At 70.8% G+C, this 15,357-nt stretch carries 14 protein-coding genes and 1 tRNA gene; 2 read left to right on the top strand and 13 right to left on the bottom strand.

What is annotated here, in order from left to right; translation table 11 throughout:
- Nucleotides 1-13: 13 nt before the first annotated feature.
- The 9 genes from hisIE to E1B00_RS03600 are packed head-to-tail and all read right to left on the bottom strand — an operon-like array spanning nucleotide 14 to nucleotide 7,454.
- Complete coding sequence (hisIE, locus tag E1B00_RS03560; RefSeq protein ID WP_139445784.1) at nucleotides 14-628, bottom strand: bifunctional phosphoribosyl-AMP cyclohydrolase/phosphoribosyl-ATP diphosphatase HisIE; 615 nt, start codon at nucleotides 626-628, stop codon at nucleotides 14-16.
- Nucleotides 618-1,394, bottom strand: a complete 777-nt coding sequence (gene hisF / locus E1B00_RS03565) for an imidazole glycerol phosphate synthase subunit HisF (RefSeq protein ID WP_139445786.1) — start codon at nucleotides 1,392-1,394, stop codon at nucleotides 618-620. The genes hisIE and hisF overlap by 11 nt, the downstream gene beginning before the upstream one ends.
- Nucleotides 1,388-2,137 (bottom strand): 1-(5-phosphoribosyl)-5-[(5-phosphoribosylamino)methylideneamino]imidazole-4-carboxamide isomerase, encoded by a 750-nt coding sequence (locus E1B00_RS03570; RefSeq protein WP_139445788.1) that lies wholly within the window; start codon nucleotides 2,135-2,137, stop codon nucleotides 1,388-1,390. Before E1B00_RS03570 ends, hisF begins: the two co-directional genes overlap by 7 nt.
- The gene (gene hisH, locus E1B00_RS03575; RefSeq protein ID WP_139445790.1) at nucleotides 2,134-2,733 is read right to left on the bottom strand and encodes an imidazole glycerol phosphate synthase subunit HisH; all 600 of its coding nucleotides are present in this window, start codon (nucleotides 2,731-2,733) and stop codon (nucleotides 2,134-2,136) included. The genes E1B00_RS03570 and hisH overlap by 4 nt, the downstream gene beginning before the upstream one ends.
- A complete protein-coding gene (hisB, locus tag E1B00_RS03580; protein WP_139445792.1) occupies nucleotides 2,730-3,818 on the bottom strand; it encodes a bifunctional histidinol-phosphatase/imidazoleglycerol-phosphate dehydratase HisB in 1,089 nt (362 codons plus the stop codon). The genes hisH and hisB overlap by 4 nt, the downstream gene beginning before the upstream one ends.
- On the bottom strand, nucleotides 3,815-4,909 hold the full coding sequence (gene hisC / locus E1B00_RS03585) for a histidinol-phosphate transaminase (RefSeq protein WP_139445794.1): 1,095 nt from the start codon (nucleotides 4,907-4,909) through the stop codon (nucleotides 3,815-3,817). Before hisC ends, hisB begins: the two co-directional genes overlap by 4 nt.
- Entirely contained in the window at nucleotides 4,906-6,204 is a 1,299-nt protein-coding gene (gene hisD / locus E1B00_RS03590) for a histidinol dehydrogenase (RefSeq protein ID WP_139445796.1), read from the bottom strand. The genes hisC and hisD overlap by 4 nt, the downstream gene beginning before the upstream one ends.
- Nucleotides 6,201-7,100 carry an ATP phosphoribosyltransferase gene (hisG, locus tag E1B00_RS03595; RefSeq protein WP_139445798.1) on the bottom strand — a complete coding sequence of 300 codons (900 nt, stop codon included), beginning with the start codon at nucleotides 7,098-7,100 and terminating at the stop codon, nucleotides 6,201-6,203. Before hisG ends, hisD begins: the two co-directional genes overlap by 4 nt.
- Before the next feature lie 30 nt (nucleotides 7,101-7,130).
- Complete coding sequence (locus E1B00_RS03600; RefSeq protein ID WP_425456433.1) at nucleotides 7,131-7,454, bottom strand: YerC/YecD family TrpR-related protein; 324 nt, start codon at nucleotides 7,452-7,454, stop codon at nucleotides 7,131-7,133.
- 105 nt (nucleotides 7,455-7,559) lie between these two features.
- Between E1B00_RS03600 and E1B00_RS03605 the strand changes: the two genes are divergently transcribed.
- Nucleotides 7,560-9,392, top strand: coding sequence for a sensor domain-containing diguanylate cyclase (locus E1B00_RS03605; RefSeq protein ID WP_139445802.1), 1,833 nt, complete (start codon nucleotides 7,560-7,562; stop codon nucleotides 9,390-9,392).
- A 3-nt stretch (nucleotides 9,393-9,395) separates the two neighbouring features.
- Here the strand turns inward: E1B00_RS03605 and E1B00_RS03610 are convergent, their stop codons facing one another.
- Together E1B00_RS03610 and hisS are read right to left on the bottom strand one after the other, a co-directional pair.
- On the bottom strand, nucleotides 9,396-11,291 hold the full coding sequence (locus E1B00_RS03610) for an HAL/PAL/TAL family ammonia-lyase (RefSeq protein ID WP_139445804.1): 1,896 nt from the start codon (nucleotides 11,289-11,291) through the stop codon (nucleotides 9,396-9,398).
- 1 nt (nucleotide 11,292) lies between these two features.
- Nucleotides 11,293-12,666 (bottom strand): histidine--tRNA ligase, encoded by a 1,374-nt coding sequence (gene hisS, locus E1B00_RS03615; protein WP_139445806.1) that lies wholly within the window; start codon nucleotides 12,664-12,666, stop codon nucleotides 11,293-11,295.
- A gap of 130 nt (nucleotides 12,667-12,796) precedes the next feature.
- Between hisS and E1B00_RS03620 the strand changes: the two genes are divergently transcribed.
- Nucleotides 12,797-12,873 (top strand) — tRNA-Pro (locus E1B00_RS03620).
- A gap of 61 nt (nucleotides 12,874-12,934) precedes the next feature.
- Here E1B00_RS03620 and E1B00_RS03625 read toward each other — a convergent pair.
- Both E1B00_RS03625 and E1B00_RS03630 read right to left on the bottom strand, forming a co-directional pair.
- Nucleotides 12,935-13,843, bottom strand: a complete 909-nt coding sequence (locus E1B00_RS03625) for a hypothetical protein (RefSeq protein WP_139445808.1) — start codon at nucleotides 13,841-13,843, stop codon at nucleotides 12,935-12,937.
- Nucleotides 13,840-15,255, bottom strand: a complete 1,416-nt coding sequence (locus E1B00_RS03630) for a glycosyltransferase family 2 protein (RefSeq protein WP_176693110.1) — start codon at nucleotides 15,253-15,255, stop codon at nucleotides 13,840-13,842. Before E1B00_RS03630 ends, E1B00_RS03625 begins: the two co-directional genes overlap by 4 nt.
- Nucleotides 15,256-15,357: the final 102 nt, after the last annotated feature.

The following is a 15,357-nucleotide window of genomic DNA, read 5'->3' on the forward strand; positions in this document are numbered from 1 at the left end:
CCCAAGCGCAGGCTCAGCGCGCCGCCGCCGCGTGCCGGTCGCGCAATACGGCCACGACGTCGTCCAGGCCAAGACCGCGCTCACGCAGCAGCACGGTGAGGTGGAAGACCAGGTCGGCGGCTTCGCCCAGCAGGGCGGCATCGTCCTGGGCCACGGCCGCGAGCGCGGTTTCCACGCCCTCCTCGCCCACCTTCTGGGCGATGCGGCGGGTGCCCGCTTCGAAGAGTTTCGTGCTGTAGCTTCCGGGCGGCCGTTCGCGCTCGCGCCGGGCGACCAGCTGGTCGAGCCGTGCCAGGAAGTTTTCCGGCGCATCGGCGAAGCAGCTGGCGCGACCCAGGTGGCAGGTCGGGCCGCGCGGATGGGCCTGTACCAGCAGGGTGTCGCCGTCGCAGTCGGCCTCGATCGCGACCAGGTCGAGCACATCGCCGCTGCTCTCGCCCTTCATCCACAGCCGCTGGCGGCTGCGGCTGAAGAAGGTGACGCGGCGCGTGGCCAGGGTCGCGTCCAGCGCGGCGCGGTCCATGTAGCCCAGCATCAGCACGCGGCCTCCGGTCGCGTCCTGGACGACGGCGGGCAGCAGGCCACCCTGCTTGTCCCAGGCCAGGCCGGAGATCTGTTCAGGCGACATCGCGCACCTCGAAGCCCTGCGCGCGCAGGGCGGTCTTGAGTTCGGGGATCCGGACCGCGCCGGAGTGGAAGACGCTGGCGGCCAGGGCGGCATCTACGTCGGCGTCGGCGAAGACGGCAGCGAAGTGTTCCGCCGCGCCGGCGCCGCCGGAGGCGACCAGGGGAACGCCGCAGATCGCGCGCACCGCCCGGAGCTGTTCGAGGTCGTACCCGGCGCGAACGCCGTCCGCGCCCATGCAGTTGAGCACGATCTCGCCGGCACCGCGCTCCTGGACCTCGCGCACCCAGTCCAGGGTGCGCCGGCCGGGCGCACGCGTTTTTGTCGGGTCGCCGGTGTAGGCGCGCACCCGCCATTCGCCGTCCGGATCGCGCTGGCTGTCGATGCCGACCACGACGCACTGCACGCCAAACGCGGCGGCAAGTTCGGCGATCAGCTTCGGCCGTTCCAGCGCCGGCGTGTTCACCGACACCTTGTCGGCGCCGGCCTGCAGCACCGCCCGCGCCTGCGCGACTGAGCGGATGCCGCCGGCGACGCAGAACGGGATGTCGATCAGCCGCGCCACGCGTTCGACCCAGGCCACGTCGACACCCCGGCCCTCGGGGCTGGCGGTGATGTCGTAGAACACCAGCTCGTCGGCGCCCTCGTCGCGATAGCGCAAGGCCAGCGCTTCGATCGCGCCCATGACCACGTGGTCGCGGAAGCGCACGCCCTTCACGACCAGGCCGTCCTTCACGTCCAGGCAGGGGATCAGGCGCCGGCTCAGCACGGCGCCTCCGCGGCCAGCGCCTCGGACAGCGTGAAGCGGCCCTCCAGCAGGGCCTTGCCCAGCACGATGCCGGCGCAACCGGCGGCGCGGGCCGCGGCGAGGTCGCTCAGGGCCCGCGCGCCGCCCGAGGCCTGCACGGCCAGCTCGGGCAGGCGTGCGCACAGGTGGCGATAGAGCACTAGGTTCGGGCCCGAGAGCATGCCGTCGCGGTCGATGTCGGTGCACAGCAGGTGTCGCAGCCCGACGGCGGCGAAGGCGGCGGCGAGCACGTCGAGCTCCTTGTCGCCCGACTCGGTCCAGCCTTGCACCGGCAGGCGCCAGCGGCCTTCGCCGTCGCGGCGCGCGTCGAGCGCGACGGTGAGGCGTTCGGCGCCGTAGCGGGCGATCCAGCCGGCGACGCGGCCGGATTCGCGCACGGCGAGCGAGCCCACCACCACGCGGTCCGCCCCCGCGGCGAACAGCGCCTCGAGGTCGGCCTCGCCGCGCACGCCGCCGCCGGTCTGCACCTTCAGCGGCGTCTCGGCCTTCAGCCTCGCCAGCAGCGGCGCCAGCGTGTAGCCGCCGGCGCGGGCGGCGTCCAGGTCCACGAGGTGCAGCCAGCGGGCGCCGGCATCGGCGTAGGCGCTGGCGAGGGCCAGCGGGTCCTGGGCGTACTGCGTCTCGCGGGCGTAGTCGCCCTGCAGCAGGCGCACCACGCGGCCGCCGCGCACGTCGATGGCCGGATAGAGTTCGAAATCGCTCATGCGCGGCCACCCGTTAGGAAGTTCTGCAGCAGGCGCGCGCCCACCGCGGCCGAACGCTCGGGGTGGAACTGGGCGCCACTGACGTTGCCGCGGGCGACGACGGCGGCGAAGGGCAGGCCGTGGTCGGTCGTCGCGATGCAGTCGCTGGTCACGGGAGCGGCATAACTATGGACAAAGTAGGCCTGGGCCTCGTCACCGATACCTTCCAGCAGCGTGCTGGGGCGCGTTGATCGGAGTTGGTTCCAGCCCATGTGCGGCACGCGGATGCCCGGCGCCGCCGGCAGCCGGGCGACGCGGCCCGGCAGCAGGCCGAGACAGGCCTCTTCGCCTTCCTCCGAGGTTTCGAACAGCAGCTGCATGCCCAGGCAGATGCCCAGCAGCGGCTGCCGCAGCCCGCGCAGGGTCTCGACCAGCCCGAGCTCGCGCAGCCGCGCCATGCCCGGGCCGGCGGCGCCCACGCCAGGCAGGATCACGCGGTCGGCGGCGATGATTTCGGCCGGGTCGGCGCTCAGCCGCGACTCGACGCCGAGCCGCTGCAGCGCATACCGCACCGAGCCGATGTTCGCGCCGCCGGAGTCGACCAGCACCAGGTTCACAGCGCCCCCTTGGTGCTGGGCAGCTCGCGCCCCTGCCGGCGAACAGCCTGGCGCAGCGCGCGGGCCACCGCCTTGAAGCAGGCCTCGACCATGTGGTGGCTGTTCTCGCCGCGCACCTGCAGGTGCAGGTTCAGGCCGGCGGTTTCGCACAGCGAGCGGAAGAAATGCGGCACCAGTTCGGTCGCCAGGCCGCCGACCTCGGTGCGCGGGAAGCTGCCTTCGAACACGAAATAGGGGCGGCCGGAAAAATCCACGGCGGCGGCGGCCAGGGTCTCGTCCATCGGCAGGGTGATCGCGCCGGTGCCGGCGGAATCGCCGTAGCGGCCGATGCCGCGCTTGTCGCCCAGCGCCTGCTTGAGCGCCTGGCCGAGCGCGAGCGCGCTGTCCTCGACCGTGTGGTGCTCGTCGATGTGCAGGTCGCCGGCGCAGCTGAGCTGCAGGGCGAAACCGCCGTGTTTGCCCAGCTGCTCGAGCATGTGGTCGAAGAAGCCCAGGCCGGTGGCAATGTCGGGATCGGCAACGCGGTCGAGGTCGACCTGCACGCGAACCCGCGTCTCCTTCGTGGTCCGTTCGACGCGGGCTTGGCGCGGGGCATCCGCCAGTTCGTGGGCGATGCCTTCCCAGGTGTCCGGGCCCGGCGCCAGCTTGAAACCGCGGCAGCCCAGGTTGGCCGCCAGCTGCAGATCGGTGTCGCGGTCGCCGACCACGGCGGAGTTGGCCAGGTCAATGCCGCGGTCGCGCAGGTAGGGCAGCAGCAGGCCGAGGCCCGGTTTGCGGGTCGGCTTGCCCTCGTGTTCGAAACTCTCGTCGATGAGCTGTTCGCGGAAGACGATGCCCTGCGATTCGAGCACCTGCAGCATCAGCGCGTGCGGGCCCTCGAAGCTCTCGCGCGGGAAGCTGGGCGTGCCCAGGCCGTCCTGGTTGCTCACCAGCACGAACTGGAAGCCGGCGTCGCGCAGCTTGAGCATGGCCGGGATCACGCCGCGCACGAAGCGCAGCTTGGCGTAGCTGTCGATCTGGAAATCGGCCGGCTCTTCGATGATCGTGCCGTCGCGGTCGACGAACAGGATGCGCTGCCCGCTCATGCCGCCGCCCTCCCCGCCTGCAGCGCCGCCAGCAGCGCGTCGTTCTCGCCGGGGCTGCCGATGCTCAGGCGCAAGGCGTCGCCGAGCTGCGGCGAGGCGCGCATGTCGCGCACCACCACCCCCGCGGCGAGCAGCCGGGCGAAGGCCGCGCCGGCATCCTCGAACCGCGCCAGCAGGTAGTTGCCCTGCGAGGGATAAACCCGCAGCACGCCCGGGCAGGACGGCAGCTCATGGCGCAGGCGCTCGCGCTCGGCGCGCACGGTCAGCACGCGGCCGCGGGTCTGCGCCAGCGCCGCGTCGGACAAACCAGCCAGGGCCAGCTGCACGCTCGGCGAAGGCAGCGGATACGGCGCCTGGCAGTTGCGCAGCAGCTCCACCAGCTCTGGCGCGGCCAGCAGGCAGCCGATGCGCGCCGCCGCCAGGGCATGCGCCTTGGACAGGGTGCGCAGCACTGCCAGGTTCGGCTGCTCGTCGATCCAGCCAGCCACCGAGGGCTGGTCGCTGTATTCGCCGTAGGCCTCGTCCACCACCAGCAGGCAGCGGCCGGCGAGACGGCGCGCCAGCGCCAGCAGGTCCGCCGGCGCGATCGCCTGGCCGGTGGGGTTGGCCGGCGAGCACAGGAACACCAGCTTCGCGCCCGAGGACACCGCCGCGTCGGCCACCGCCTGCAGGTCGAGGGAAAAACCGCCGGCGCCGTCGCGCAGCGGCAGCTCGACCAGGCGTGCGCCCTGCAGGCGCGCGCTGACCGCATACATGCCGAACACCGGCGGAGCGACCAGCACCGCGTCTTCGCCGGGGCGGCACAGGGCGCGCACCAGCAGGTCGATCGCCTCGTCGCTGCCGCGGCCGATCAGCACCTGGGCCGCACGCACGCCGTAGAGGCCGGCCAGCCGTTCGCGCAGCGCCGCCGGCTGCGGGTCGGGATAGCGGTTGGCGCCGACCGTCGAATCGGCCGGATTGCGCCAGGCGCTTTCGTTGGCGTTGAGCCAAATCGAACCCGAAACCCCCGCACGGCGCGCCGAGCTGTACCCCGCGAAGCCGCGCAGATCATCGCGCACCAGATCCATCACGCCACCGGAGATCGCGCTCATGCCTGCGCCTCCAGACGCCGCAGCACGGCCTGCGCATGTGCCTCCAGCCCTTCGGCCCGCGCGATCTCCACGGCGCAGGGGCCGATCGCCGCCAGTCCCTCGCGGCTGACTTCCTGCACGCTGATCGAGGTCTGGAAGCTGGCCACGCTGACGCCGCTCCAGGCGCGCGCGGCGCCATTGGTCGGCAGCACGTGGTTGGTGCCGGAGCAGTAGTCGCCCAGCGACTCGGGCGCGTAGTCGCCTAGGAAGACCGAGCCGGCGGAGGCGACCCGGTCCAGCCAGGTGCGCGGTTGCCGCAGCGCCAGGATCAGGTGCTCGGGCGCATAGGCATTGCTGATGGCGAAGGCCTCGCCGATGTCGCTCACGCGCATCAGGCGCGCGTGCTCCAGCGCGCGCTGCGCGATCGCCTCGCGCGGCAGCTCGGCCAGCTGGCGCGCGACCTCGGCCTCGACCGCATCGATCAGCGCCGCGGAGTCGGTGACCAGGATCACCTGCGAATCGGGGCCGTGTTCGGCCTGCGACAGCAGGTCGGCGGCGACGTGCGCGGGCGGCGCGCCGGCATCGGCGATCACCAGCACTTCGGACGGACCGGCCGGCATGTCGATGGCCGGCCCGCCCGCGAGCATCGCCGCCAGCTGCTTGGCGGCCGTGACATAGCGGTTGCCGGGACCGAACAGCTTGTCGCAGCGCGGCAGCGTCGGCGTGCCGAAGGCCATCGCGGCGATCGCCTGGGCGCCGCCGAGCTTGAACACGCGGGTGATGCCGCACAGGGCGGCCGCCACCAGCACCGCCGGATCGGCCGTGCCGTCGGCGCGCGGCGGCGTGCACAGCACCACGTCCGCGCAGCCGGCGAGCTCGGCCGGCACGCCCAGCATCAGGGCGGTCGAAGGCAGCGGCGCGGTGCCGGCCGGCACGTACAGGCCCACGCGCGGGATCGGCCGCAGCAGTCGGCCGCAGCGCACGCCGGGTGCGGTGTCGACCTCGAACTCGGCGGCCATGCCGGCACGGTGCCAGGTCACCAGGCGGCTGCGGGCTTCGGCCAGGGCGACGCGCAGCTTCGCCGGCAGCTGCGCCCGCGCCGCTTCAAACTCTTCGGGCGTCACGGCGAAGTCGGCGATCTCGACGCCATCGAAGCGCCGGGTCAGCGCCCGCAGCGCGGTGTCGCCGTCGGCACGTACCTGTTCGAAGACGCGGCGCACCGCGGCCTCGACCTCGGCCTGGTCGCCGCCGCCCGGCCGCGCCAGGCAGTCCGCCCGGGCCGCCGCGTCCAGTGAACTCCAGTCGATGCGCTTCATGCCAGCATCTGCTCCACCGGCAGCACCAGCAGGCCCGAGGCGCCGGCGCGTTTCATGTCTTCCAGCCGCTGCCAGGTCATGGCGCTGCGGCACAGGGCCTGCAGGGCGACCTGGTTGTCCTGGCCTTCGATCGCCATCACCGTCGGCGGTTCGGCGTCGGGCAGCAGCTGCAGCAGGCCGGGCACCGCGTCGCGGCGCGCCTGGAACAGCACCAGCTTGCTGGCGCGCACGCTCAGCACGCCGTCGAGCCGGCGCAGCAGCATCGCGGCGAGATCGGCGCGGGCATCGCCGAAGGGCGTGGACGGCGCCACCAGCACGGCCTGGCTTTCGAACACGGTCGCGGTTTCCTTCAGCTGGTTCGCCAGCAGCGTGGCGCCGGTCGAGACGAGGTCGCAGATCGCCTCGGCCTTGCCCAGCCGCGGCGCGATCTCGACCGAACCCGACAGCACCACCGGCTTCGCCGCCACGCCCTGGCCGCGCAGCCAGCGCGCCAGCAGCTGCGGATAGCTGGTGGCGATGCGCAGGCCTTCCAGCCGCGCCGGGCCCGGCCAGTCCCAGTCGTTGGGCACCGCCACCGACAGGCGGCAGCGGCCGAAACCGAGCTCGCGGATGGCGCGGAAGGCTTCCCCGCGGCCGTCCTCCAGGCGTTCGAGAGCCTGCTCTTCCAGCACGTTCTGCCCGACCACGCCGAGGTCGCAGGTGCCTTCGGCGATCAGGCCGGGAATGTCGTCGTCGCGGACCAGCAGCAGGTCGATGGGCAGGGATTCGCCATAACAGAACAGCCGGTCGCGGCTTTCGCGGAAGCTCAGCCCGGCCCGCGCGAGCAGGTCCCGCGCCGGGTCCGACAGGCGTCCGGATTTCTGGATGGCAATGCGCAAACGGTCGTGCGTCCTCATGACGCTCTCCGGGTCAAAAAAGGTATGGGGTCAGTGCGAAGCGTCGTGGGCGATGACGCCCAGGCGCTCGGCGGCGATGCGGTAGCCGCCCGCGCCCAGGTCCAGGCAACGGGCGACACGGCCAATGGTGGTGACGCTGACGCCGGTACGGTCGTGGATCTCGCGGTAAGGCACGTCGGCCACCAGCAGGGGCACGACCCGCCAACGGTCGGACATGGCCTCGAGTTCGGCCGGGGTGCACAGGTCTTCCAGGAAGGCCCGGGCCTCGCCCGGCGAGCGCAGGCTCAGCAGAGCCTGGATCAGGCCTTCCAGGGCGGGAGGGGCGTCGGCGGTGGCGGGGTCGCGTCGTTTCACGGCGCTAATGTAATAGCGCATTAATACAAAAGCAAGCCCGGATGGCCGTGAACATGGCCTTCGACCGTAGCCGCGATAGAGTGTGCGCCGGGAAGGGGGAGTCCTTTGTCCGTCCATCGTTGCCTAGCCGCTCTGCTGGCCCTGCTGCTGGTCTTCTCCGGTTCCGAGGCCGGGGCGGCGCCCGGCCCTGCCGTGCTCGACGGCGGCCGCGAATCGCTGGCGCTGGCGCCATACCTGAGCATGAAGAACGACCCGGACGGCCGCGCCGACGCCGCGGCGATGTTCTCGCAAGCCGACCAGGGCAACTTCCAGCCGCTGCCCGGCGGCAGCACGGCCTTCGGTTTCACCCAGGGCGCGACCTGGTTCCACGGCCGCCTCTTCAATCAGAACAACGCCGAACAGCGCTGGCTTCTGGTGCTGCACTACCCGCTGCTCGACAACGTCGACCTTTACCTGCGCTACCCCGACGGCCGCACCGAACACATGGCCTCGGGCGACACCCTGCCCTTCAGCGCGCGCAGCATCCGCTACCGTCATCCGAACTTCTGGGTGCAGCTGCCGCAGCGCACCGAAGTCGAACTGCTGGTGCGGGTCGCCAGCCGCAGCTCGCTGCAGGTGCCTCTGGCCATCTACACGCCCAAGGCCTTCGCCGAGCTCGAGCGCGACTCGCAGTTCGGCATCGGCGTGTTCTACGGCATCCTGGTGGCGCTGCTGAGCTACAACCTGGTGCTGTGGCTTTCGCTCAAGGACGCCAGCCACTTCTGGTACATGTGCCACGTCACCGGCTTCGGCCTGGTGATGTTCTGCCTCAACGGCCTGGCCTTCGAGTACCTGTGGCCGAACTCACCGTGGTGGGCCAACCAGGCCATCCCACTGTCGATGGCGATCTCGCAGATCGCCATGCACCAGTTCTGCCGCGTCTTCCTGGAGCTGGAGGAACGCCAGCCCCGGGCCGACCGGGTCTCGCTGGGCATCATCGTCTTCTTCGTGCTGATGGGCCTGGCCTCGTTCTTCGTCGAGTACCGCACCGTGGTGCGGCCGATGACCCTGGCCGTCTTCCCCGGCGCGCTGTACATCGTCTACCTGGCGATCAACGCCATCCGCACGGGTTATGCGCCCGCCAAGGTGTTCCTGGCCGCCTGGGGTTTCCTGCTGCTGGGCACGGCGCTGTACGCCTCGGTCTCGTTCGGCCTGCTGCCGAAGAACTTCTTCACCGAATACGGCATCCAGATCGGTTCGGCGATGGAGATGATCCTGCTGTCCTTCGCCCTCGCCTACCGCTACGCCAAACTGCGCGGGGAGAACGAACGCCTGGTCCGCGAGCACAACGAACAGCTCGAACGCCACGTCGCACGCCGCACCTCGGAGCTGAGCACCGCGCTGGAGCAGCTGGCCGAGGCCAACCAGCGCCTGCGCGAGTCCAACCGCCGCGATGCCCTGACCGGCCTGTTCAACCGCAAGCACTTCCGCGAGGTCTTCGAGCACCAGCTGCACCATGCCAGCGAGCACCGGCAGTCGCTGGGCGTGCTGCTGATCGACCTGGACCACTTCAAGGACGTCAACGACACCCACGGCCACCTGGCCGGCGACGAATGCCTGCGCTGGCTGGGCCGCTGCCTGCACGACAACCTGGTCGAACACGGCGCGCTGCTGGCGCGCTTCGGCGGCGAAGAGTTCGTGGTGGTGCTGCCGGACATGGACGGCGACCGCCTGATGCAGATCGCCGAGATGACGCGCCTGCGCGTCTGCGGCGAGCCGGTGCGCTACGCCGGCAACAACATCCCGCTCAGCGCCAGCATCGGCGCCTACCTGCTGCGGCCGGGCGCCGGCATCACCGTGGACGAGGCGCTGCACCGCGCCGACGACGCCCTGTACGCGGCCAAGAACCGCGGCCGCAACTGCGTGCAGGCCGCGGACGGCGTCACGTCCGCGCCCTGAACCTCAGCGGGCGGCCTTCGCGGCCGAAAGCAGCCGCCCTTCGCGCACCAGCCGCACCGCGGTGGCGACATCGCCGTCCATCGCGCGGTCGCGGCCCATGAAGGGAATGGCTTCGCGCAGCGCCGACCACGCGGCCAGCACGGCGCGGCCGGGCTGGAATTCGCCCGACTCGGCCAGCTCCCGACGCAGTGACTCGACTTCGGCCAGGAAACCGGCGCGGTCGGCGTGGCCGGGCTGGGGCGCGCCCTGCACCTTGGCCGCGAGCGCCTCGGCGTCGCCGCCGCGGGCCAGGGCGCGCGCGGCGTTGATCATGTCGCGGCGGTAGTCGAGCGCCTGTGCGGCGGTGTAGAGCTCCAGCGCCAGCACGTGGCCGAGGTCCTCGGTCATGTCCAGCACGTGGCGGCCCTCGTTGGCGCCCATCGAGACGTGGTCTTCGGCGTTGGCGCTGGTCGGGATCGAATACACGCTGGCCGGATGGGCACGCGTGGCCAGGTCGTTCACCAGGGCGGCGGCGGTGTACTGCACGATCATGAAGCCGCTTTCGGTGCCGTCCTCGTTGCCGATCAGGAAGGGCGGCAGGCCGTCATTGGTCGCCGGATCCACCAGCTTGTTGAGGCGGCGCTCTGAGATCGAGGCCAGCACCGGTATGGACGCCTTCAGATAGCTCAGCACCAGGGCCAGCGGCATGCCGTGGAAATGGCCTGCGGAAACTACCTGGTCCTCGACCTCTTTCGCGCCTTCCAACCCCGGAAACAGCAGCGGGTTGTCGGTGACGGCGTTGAGCTCGACGTCGATGACACGTTTGGCCTGCTCCAGCGCATCACGCACGGCGCCGTGCACCTGCGGGATGCAGCGCAGCGAATAGCTGTCCTGCGGCTGGTGCTTCTTGCCGCCACGGAAGGGCCGGAAGCGCTGGTAGAACTTCTCGCGGCCGTGGCGCTGGGAAAACGGCACCCAGTCCCAGCCGATGTCGAAGCCCAGGGCCTGCTGTTCCGGCGCGGCCCAGCTTTCGGGCTGCCACTGCCGGAAACGCGGCACCAGGTGGTAGGCGATGTCCGACAGCGTCGTGCCCTCGAGCAGCGCGCGCAGGTGGTCGGCCACGTGCACCTGGCCCGGGTGCGGGCGCAGGGCGTGCACGTAGGGCGCGAAGGCGCCGAGGCGGCCTGCGAAGGCGTCGATCGTCATCGCGGCGGCGAGGTCGGCGGTGTCGCACAGCTCGTCCAGGCGCTCGATCGCCAGCACGGCGGTCGCCAGCATCTGCGCGGTGCCGTTGTTCAGGCACAGGCCCTCCTTGTGCGACAGCTTCACCGGCGCCAGGCCGGCGCGCCGGAGCGCGTCGCCGCCGGGCAGGCGCTCGCCGTCGTAGAAGGCTTCGCCGCCGCCCAGCAGCACGATGGCCAGGTGCGACAGCGGTGCGAGGTCGCCGCTGGCGCCGACCGAGCCCTTCTGCGGCACCACCGGCACCACGCCGGCATTGAGCATCGCCGCCAGCGCTTCCAGCACCGAGGGGCGGATGCCCGAATGGCCCATCATCAGGGTGTTGATGCGGATCGCCAGCATCGCGCGCACGACCGGCGGCGCGAACGGCTCGCCGACGCACACCGCGTGCGTGACGATCAGGTTGTGCTGCAGCTCCTCGAGCACGCTGTCGGCCGACTTCGAGGCGCCGGGAAGGCCCTCGCGCAGCCGGTGCGCGCCCAGCAGCTTGTCGGCGTTGCTGCCGAAACCGGTGGAGACGCCGTAGATGGGTTCCTGCCGGCGCACCTGTTCGGCCAGGAAGTCGGCGGCGCGCTGCACGGCCTGCATCTGCTTCGGGTCGAGGCTGACCGGCGCGCCGTGCGCGATCTCGGCCACCTGGGCCCGGTTGAGGCTGCGGCCATCGAGGGTGATCGGCTTCATGTCAGTGCGTTCCCATCGCGCGCTGCTGTTCGAGTTCCACCTTCAGGGCGGCAGCCAGCTCGTCGCGGCCGACCTCGAACTGTTCCTGCGATTTCATGTCCTTGACCTTGACCACGCCGCGCGTAGCCTCGTCGTCGCCGTACAGCAGCACGAAGCGGATGCCGGCGCGGTCGGCGTACTGGAACTGCTTGGCCAGTTTCTTCGCCTCCAGCTGCACCTCGGCGTTGATGCCGGCGGCGCGCAGGCGCCGGGCGATGTCCAGCGAATCGGCCAGGCGCGCCTCGTCCATCAGGCCGACCATCGCGTCCACCGAACTTTCGGCGGTGGAGATGATGCCGGCCTCGCGCAGCTGCCAGAACAGGCGGGTGGCGCCGATCGAGATGCCGACACCCGGCAGCTTCGACTTGGTGTAGCTGCTGGCCAGGTTCTCGTAGCGGCCGCCCGAGCAGACCGAACCGATCTGCGGGTGGTCATTGAGCGTGGTTTCGTAGACGGTGCCGGTGTAGTAGTCCAGGCCGCGGGCGATGGAGAAGTTAAGCGCGTAGTGGGATTCCGGCACGCCGTGGGCCTTGAGCAGCTCGAGCACTTCGCGCAGTTCGCCGGCGCCCTCGGCCAGGGTCGCATTGGGCGTGCCCAGCGCGGCGAGCTTCGCCAGCGCGTCGGCATGTGAGGTCGACCGCGCCTGCACGAAGGCCATGATGCGGTCGGCCACGTCTTCGGCCAGGCCGAAGCCCTCGCCCACCAGGGTCGCACGCACCGCGTCGGCGCCGCGCTTGTCGATCTTGTCGATCTCGCGCAGCACCAGCGCCTGGCGCTCGCCCTCGCCGATGCCCAGGCCCTCGAAGAAGCCGCGCAGCAGCTTGCGGTTGTTGAGCTGGATGGTGAAGGGGCCGACGCCCAGCTCGGTGAACACCGCGTGGATCACCGCCGGCATCTCGGCGTCGTGGCGCACGCTGAGCGTGTCCTTGCCGATCACGTCGATGTCGCACTGGTAGAACTCGCGGAAGCGGCCGCGCTGGGCGCGTTCGCCGCGATACACGCGCTGGATCTGGTAGCGCCGGAAAGGGAACGCGAGGTCGTGCTCGTGTTCGGCGACATAGCGCGCCAGCGGCACGGTCAGGTCGAAGCGCAGCGCCAGCTCGGGCTGCCCGCCTTGTTCGAGCGCACCCGTGGACTGCACGAAATAGACCTGACGTTCGGTTTCGCCGCCGGTCTTGGTCAGCAGCACCTCGGACAGCTCGAACACCGGCGTTTCCACCGGCAGGAAGCCGAAGCGCTCGTAGTTGCGGCGGATCACGTCCAGCATGCGCTGGAAGGCGATCTGGTCACGGGGCAGCAGCTCCATGACACCGGGCGGGGTGCGGGGCTTGATCAAGGCGGGTCACTCCAGTTCGATGGCGCATTCTAGCGGCAGCGGCCCGCGGCGGAGCCGCACGGGGCGGTCGTTTGAACGCCGGGCTTGCCGAGGCCGGTCTTCCTGCCTAGAATACGCGGCTCGAATCCCTCGGGGTGTAGCTCAGCCTGGTAGAGCGCTACGTTCGGGACGTAGAAGTCGCAGGTTCAAATCCTGTCTCCCCGACCAATGTTTGAAACGGAAAGGCCGGCGCTCGCGCCGGCCTTTCTTTTTGCCCGGAGCCCCGCCCTCACAGCATCCAGACCGCTTCGAGCCGCACGTAGCGGTAGTGGTAGCCGTCGCCGCCGCTGGCGCTGTCGGCCGGGGCGTCGGAGTAGCCGGCGGTGGCGCGCAGGTAGTAGCCGCGGTCCTTCGGGGTCTGGACATCGAACTCCAGCAGGCGCGCCGGCTGGCTTCCCGCCCCCGTGAAGTCCTGGCGGCCCAGGCCCGCAGTGGCACGCCACTGGTAGCCCCCGACGAAGCGCCTCATCGAGACCACCCCCAGGGCCTGGCGGTAGCGGCCGGGGGCGAAATAGTCGAGTTCGCGCGGGTCGCTGTCGTTGAACTGGCGCAGGCGCAGCTGCAGGCTCAGGCCCTGCTCCGGCAGCACCGCGTAGACCAGGCTGGCGCGCAGGTGCCGGCGCAGGTTGTCGCCGCCGAAATCCTGCAGTCCGGCCAGGCCGGTGGCGCTCCAGCGTTCGCCCATCGGCACGTCCATGGCCGCGCCCGCGAAGGTGTGCACCAGGCCCCGGGCCGTCCCCAGGCGGGTCTCGAGCACATCGCGCTCCAGGAAGAACTCCTTGCGCCAAGCGTCCGTGCTGAAAATGCTGGCGCTGCCCAGCAGGTCGTCGCCATCGGTGCCGGCCTCGCCCTGCCAGCGCCAGGCGCCGGTGCCGCCGGCCGCGCGCACGAACAGGCGCTCGTCCGCATCGCGCCAGCCCTCGCCCGAGAACCGGGCGCGTTCGGCCTTGAAGCCCCACCAGTGCTCGATGTCCTCCCGCCGCACGTCCCAGCCCAGGGAGGCGCGCTGGCTGCGGTTTCCGTCGGAGTCCGAGGACAGGAACATTTCGGGGCGCACCGCCGGCCCCGGGTCCGCCGCCACCGGAAGCGCGAGGGCGGCCATCAGTGCCGCGGCCAGGCCGCGCAGGGCCGGGCTCATTTCGTCCCCCAGGTCTTGCGCAGGCGCAGCAGTTCGGCGGCATAGCCCATCACGCAGACCGGCTGCAGGATCATGGTGTAGCCCAGGGTGTAGAACAGGAAACCGCCGATGTTGCGGCGCACCCGCATGTCCTGGCTTTTGAACATGCGCTGCTGCACCCGGAAGATGATCGCGTTCCAGATCATCGCCAGCGGCAGCACCAGCAGGGTCATGACGCCGACGATCCAATAGTGGCCGAACAGCGCGGCGATGACGCCGGGGATGAAGACGAGGGTGTAGACCAGATCCATCGGCAGAAACAGCAGGTTCCACCAGATGAACAGGGTGCTCATGCGCGGCTTCACCAGCAGGCGGCCGTGGCGGGCGAAAGCCTCCATCAGTCCGCGCGACCAGCGCTGGCGCTGGCGGGCGAACTGGCCCAGGCGGTCGGGCACCTTGGTGAACAGGCAGGCTTCCTCGCAGTAGCCGATGCGTGCGCCGGTCTCGAGCAGTGCCCACGACACCACGATGTCCTCGCCGACGCACTCCGGCCAGCCGCCGACCTCTTCCAGCGCTTCGCGGGTGTAGAGCGAAAACGCACCCTGGGCCACCAGGGTGCCGTGGTACATGCTCTGCATGCGCTTCACGGCGGCGATGCCGTGGAAGTAGTCCCATTCCTGGGCGCGGGTCAGCCAGTTCAGGCGCGAATTGCGCACCAGCACCGCACCGGCCACGGCCACCGTGTTGGGCGGGTCCGACAGGAAACGTTCGACCAGCTTGCGCACCGCGTCCGCGCGCAGGAACGAGTCGCCGTCGACGGTGATCACCAGGCGCTGCGTGGTCTGCGCCAGGCCGTGGTTGAGGGCCTTGGACTTGCCGCCGTTCTTCGGCATCGCCAGCACGCGGATGCGCAGGCTCGGGCTGGCGAGGCGGCCGGCTTCGCGCCGGGCGATGGCCAGGGTGTCATCGGTCGAGCCGTCGTCGATCACCACCACTTCCAGCACGCCCGGGTAGTCCTGGCGCGACAGGCTGAGCAGGGTGTCGGCGATGTTGTCCTGTTCGTTGTAGCAGGCCACCAGCACGCAGGTGGCCGGATAACGCAGTACGGGCCGGCGCGCCGGGCGGCGGTCGCCGAGGATGGAGCCGATCAGGAACGCGTTCATGAAGCCGGGCACGTAGGCGATGAAAGCGATCGACAGCAGGGCCAGGGGGAAGCCGAACGCCGCCGACAGTTCGCGCAGCCAGGGCAGCGACAGCCAGACGCTGAGGCCCATCCAGAGCGCGGCGATGCCCAGGATCAGGAAGAACTTCGCGAGCACCGGCACATAGATGCGCGACCGGGCCGGAGCCCCGACATGCGCCGGTTCGCCCAGCAGGTAGGCGTCGGGACTGTCGGGGTCGGACGACGGGCCGGGGATTTGCAGGTCGAGCATGGCGGGGGCGGGCTCCTTGAGGTCCCGCAGGACAGAGCAAGAAACGTGCCACCGAATGAGAACTGGGTCACAGTCCAGCCGGACGGCGTTTTCCCGCCTGCC

Origin of the sequence: Arenimonas terrae (assembly GCF_006265115.1) — a bacterium.
GTDB lineage: Bacteria > Pseudomonadota > Gammaproteobacteria > Xanthomonadales > Xanthomonadaceae > Arenimonas > Arenimonas terrae.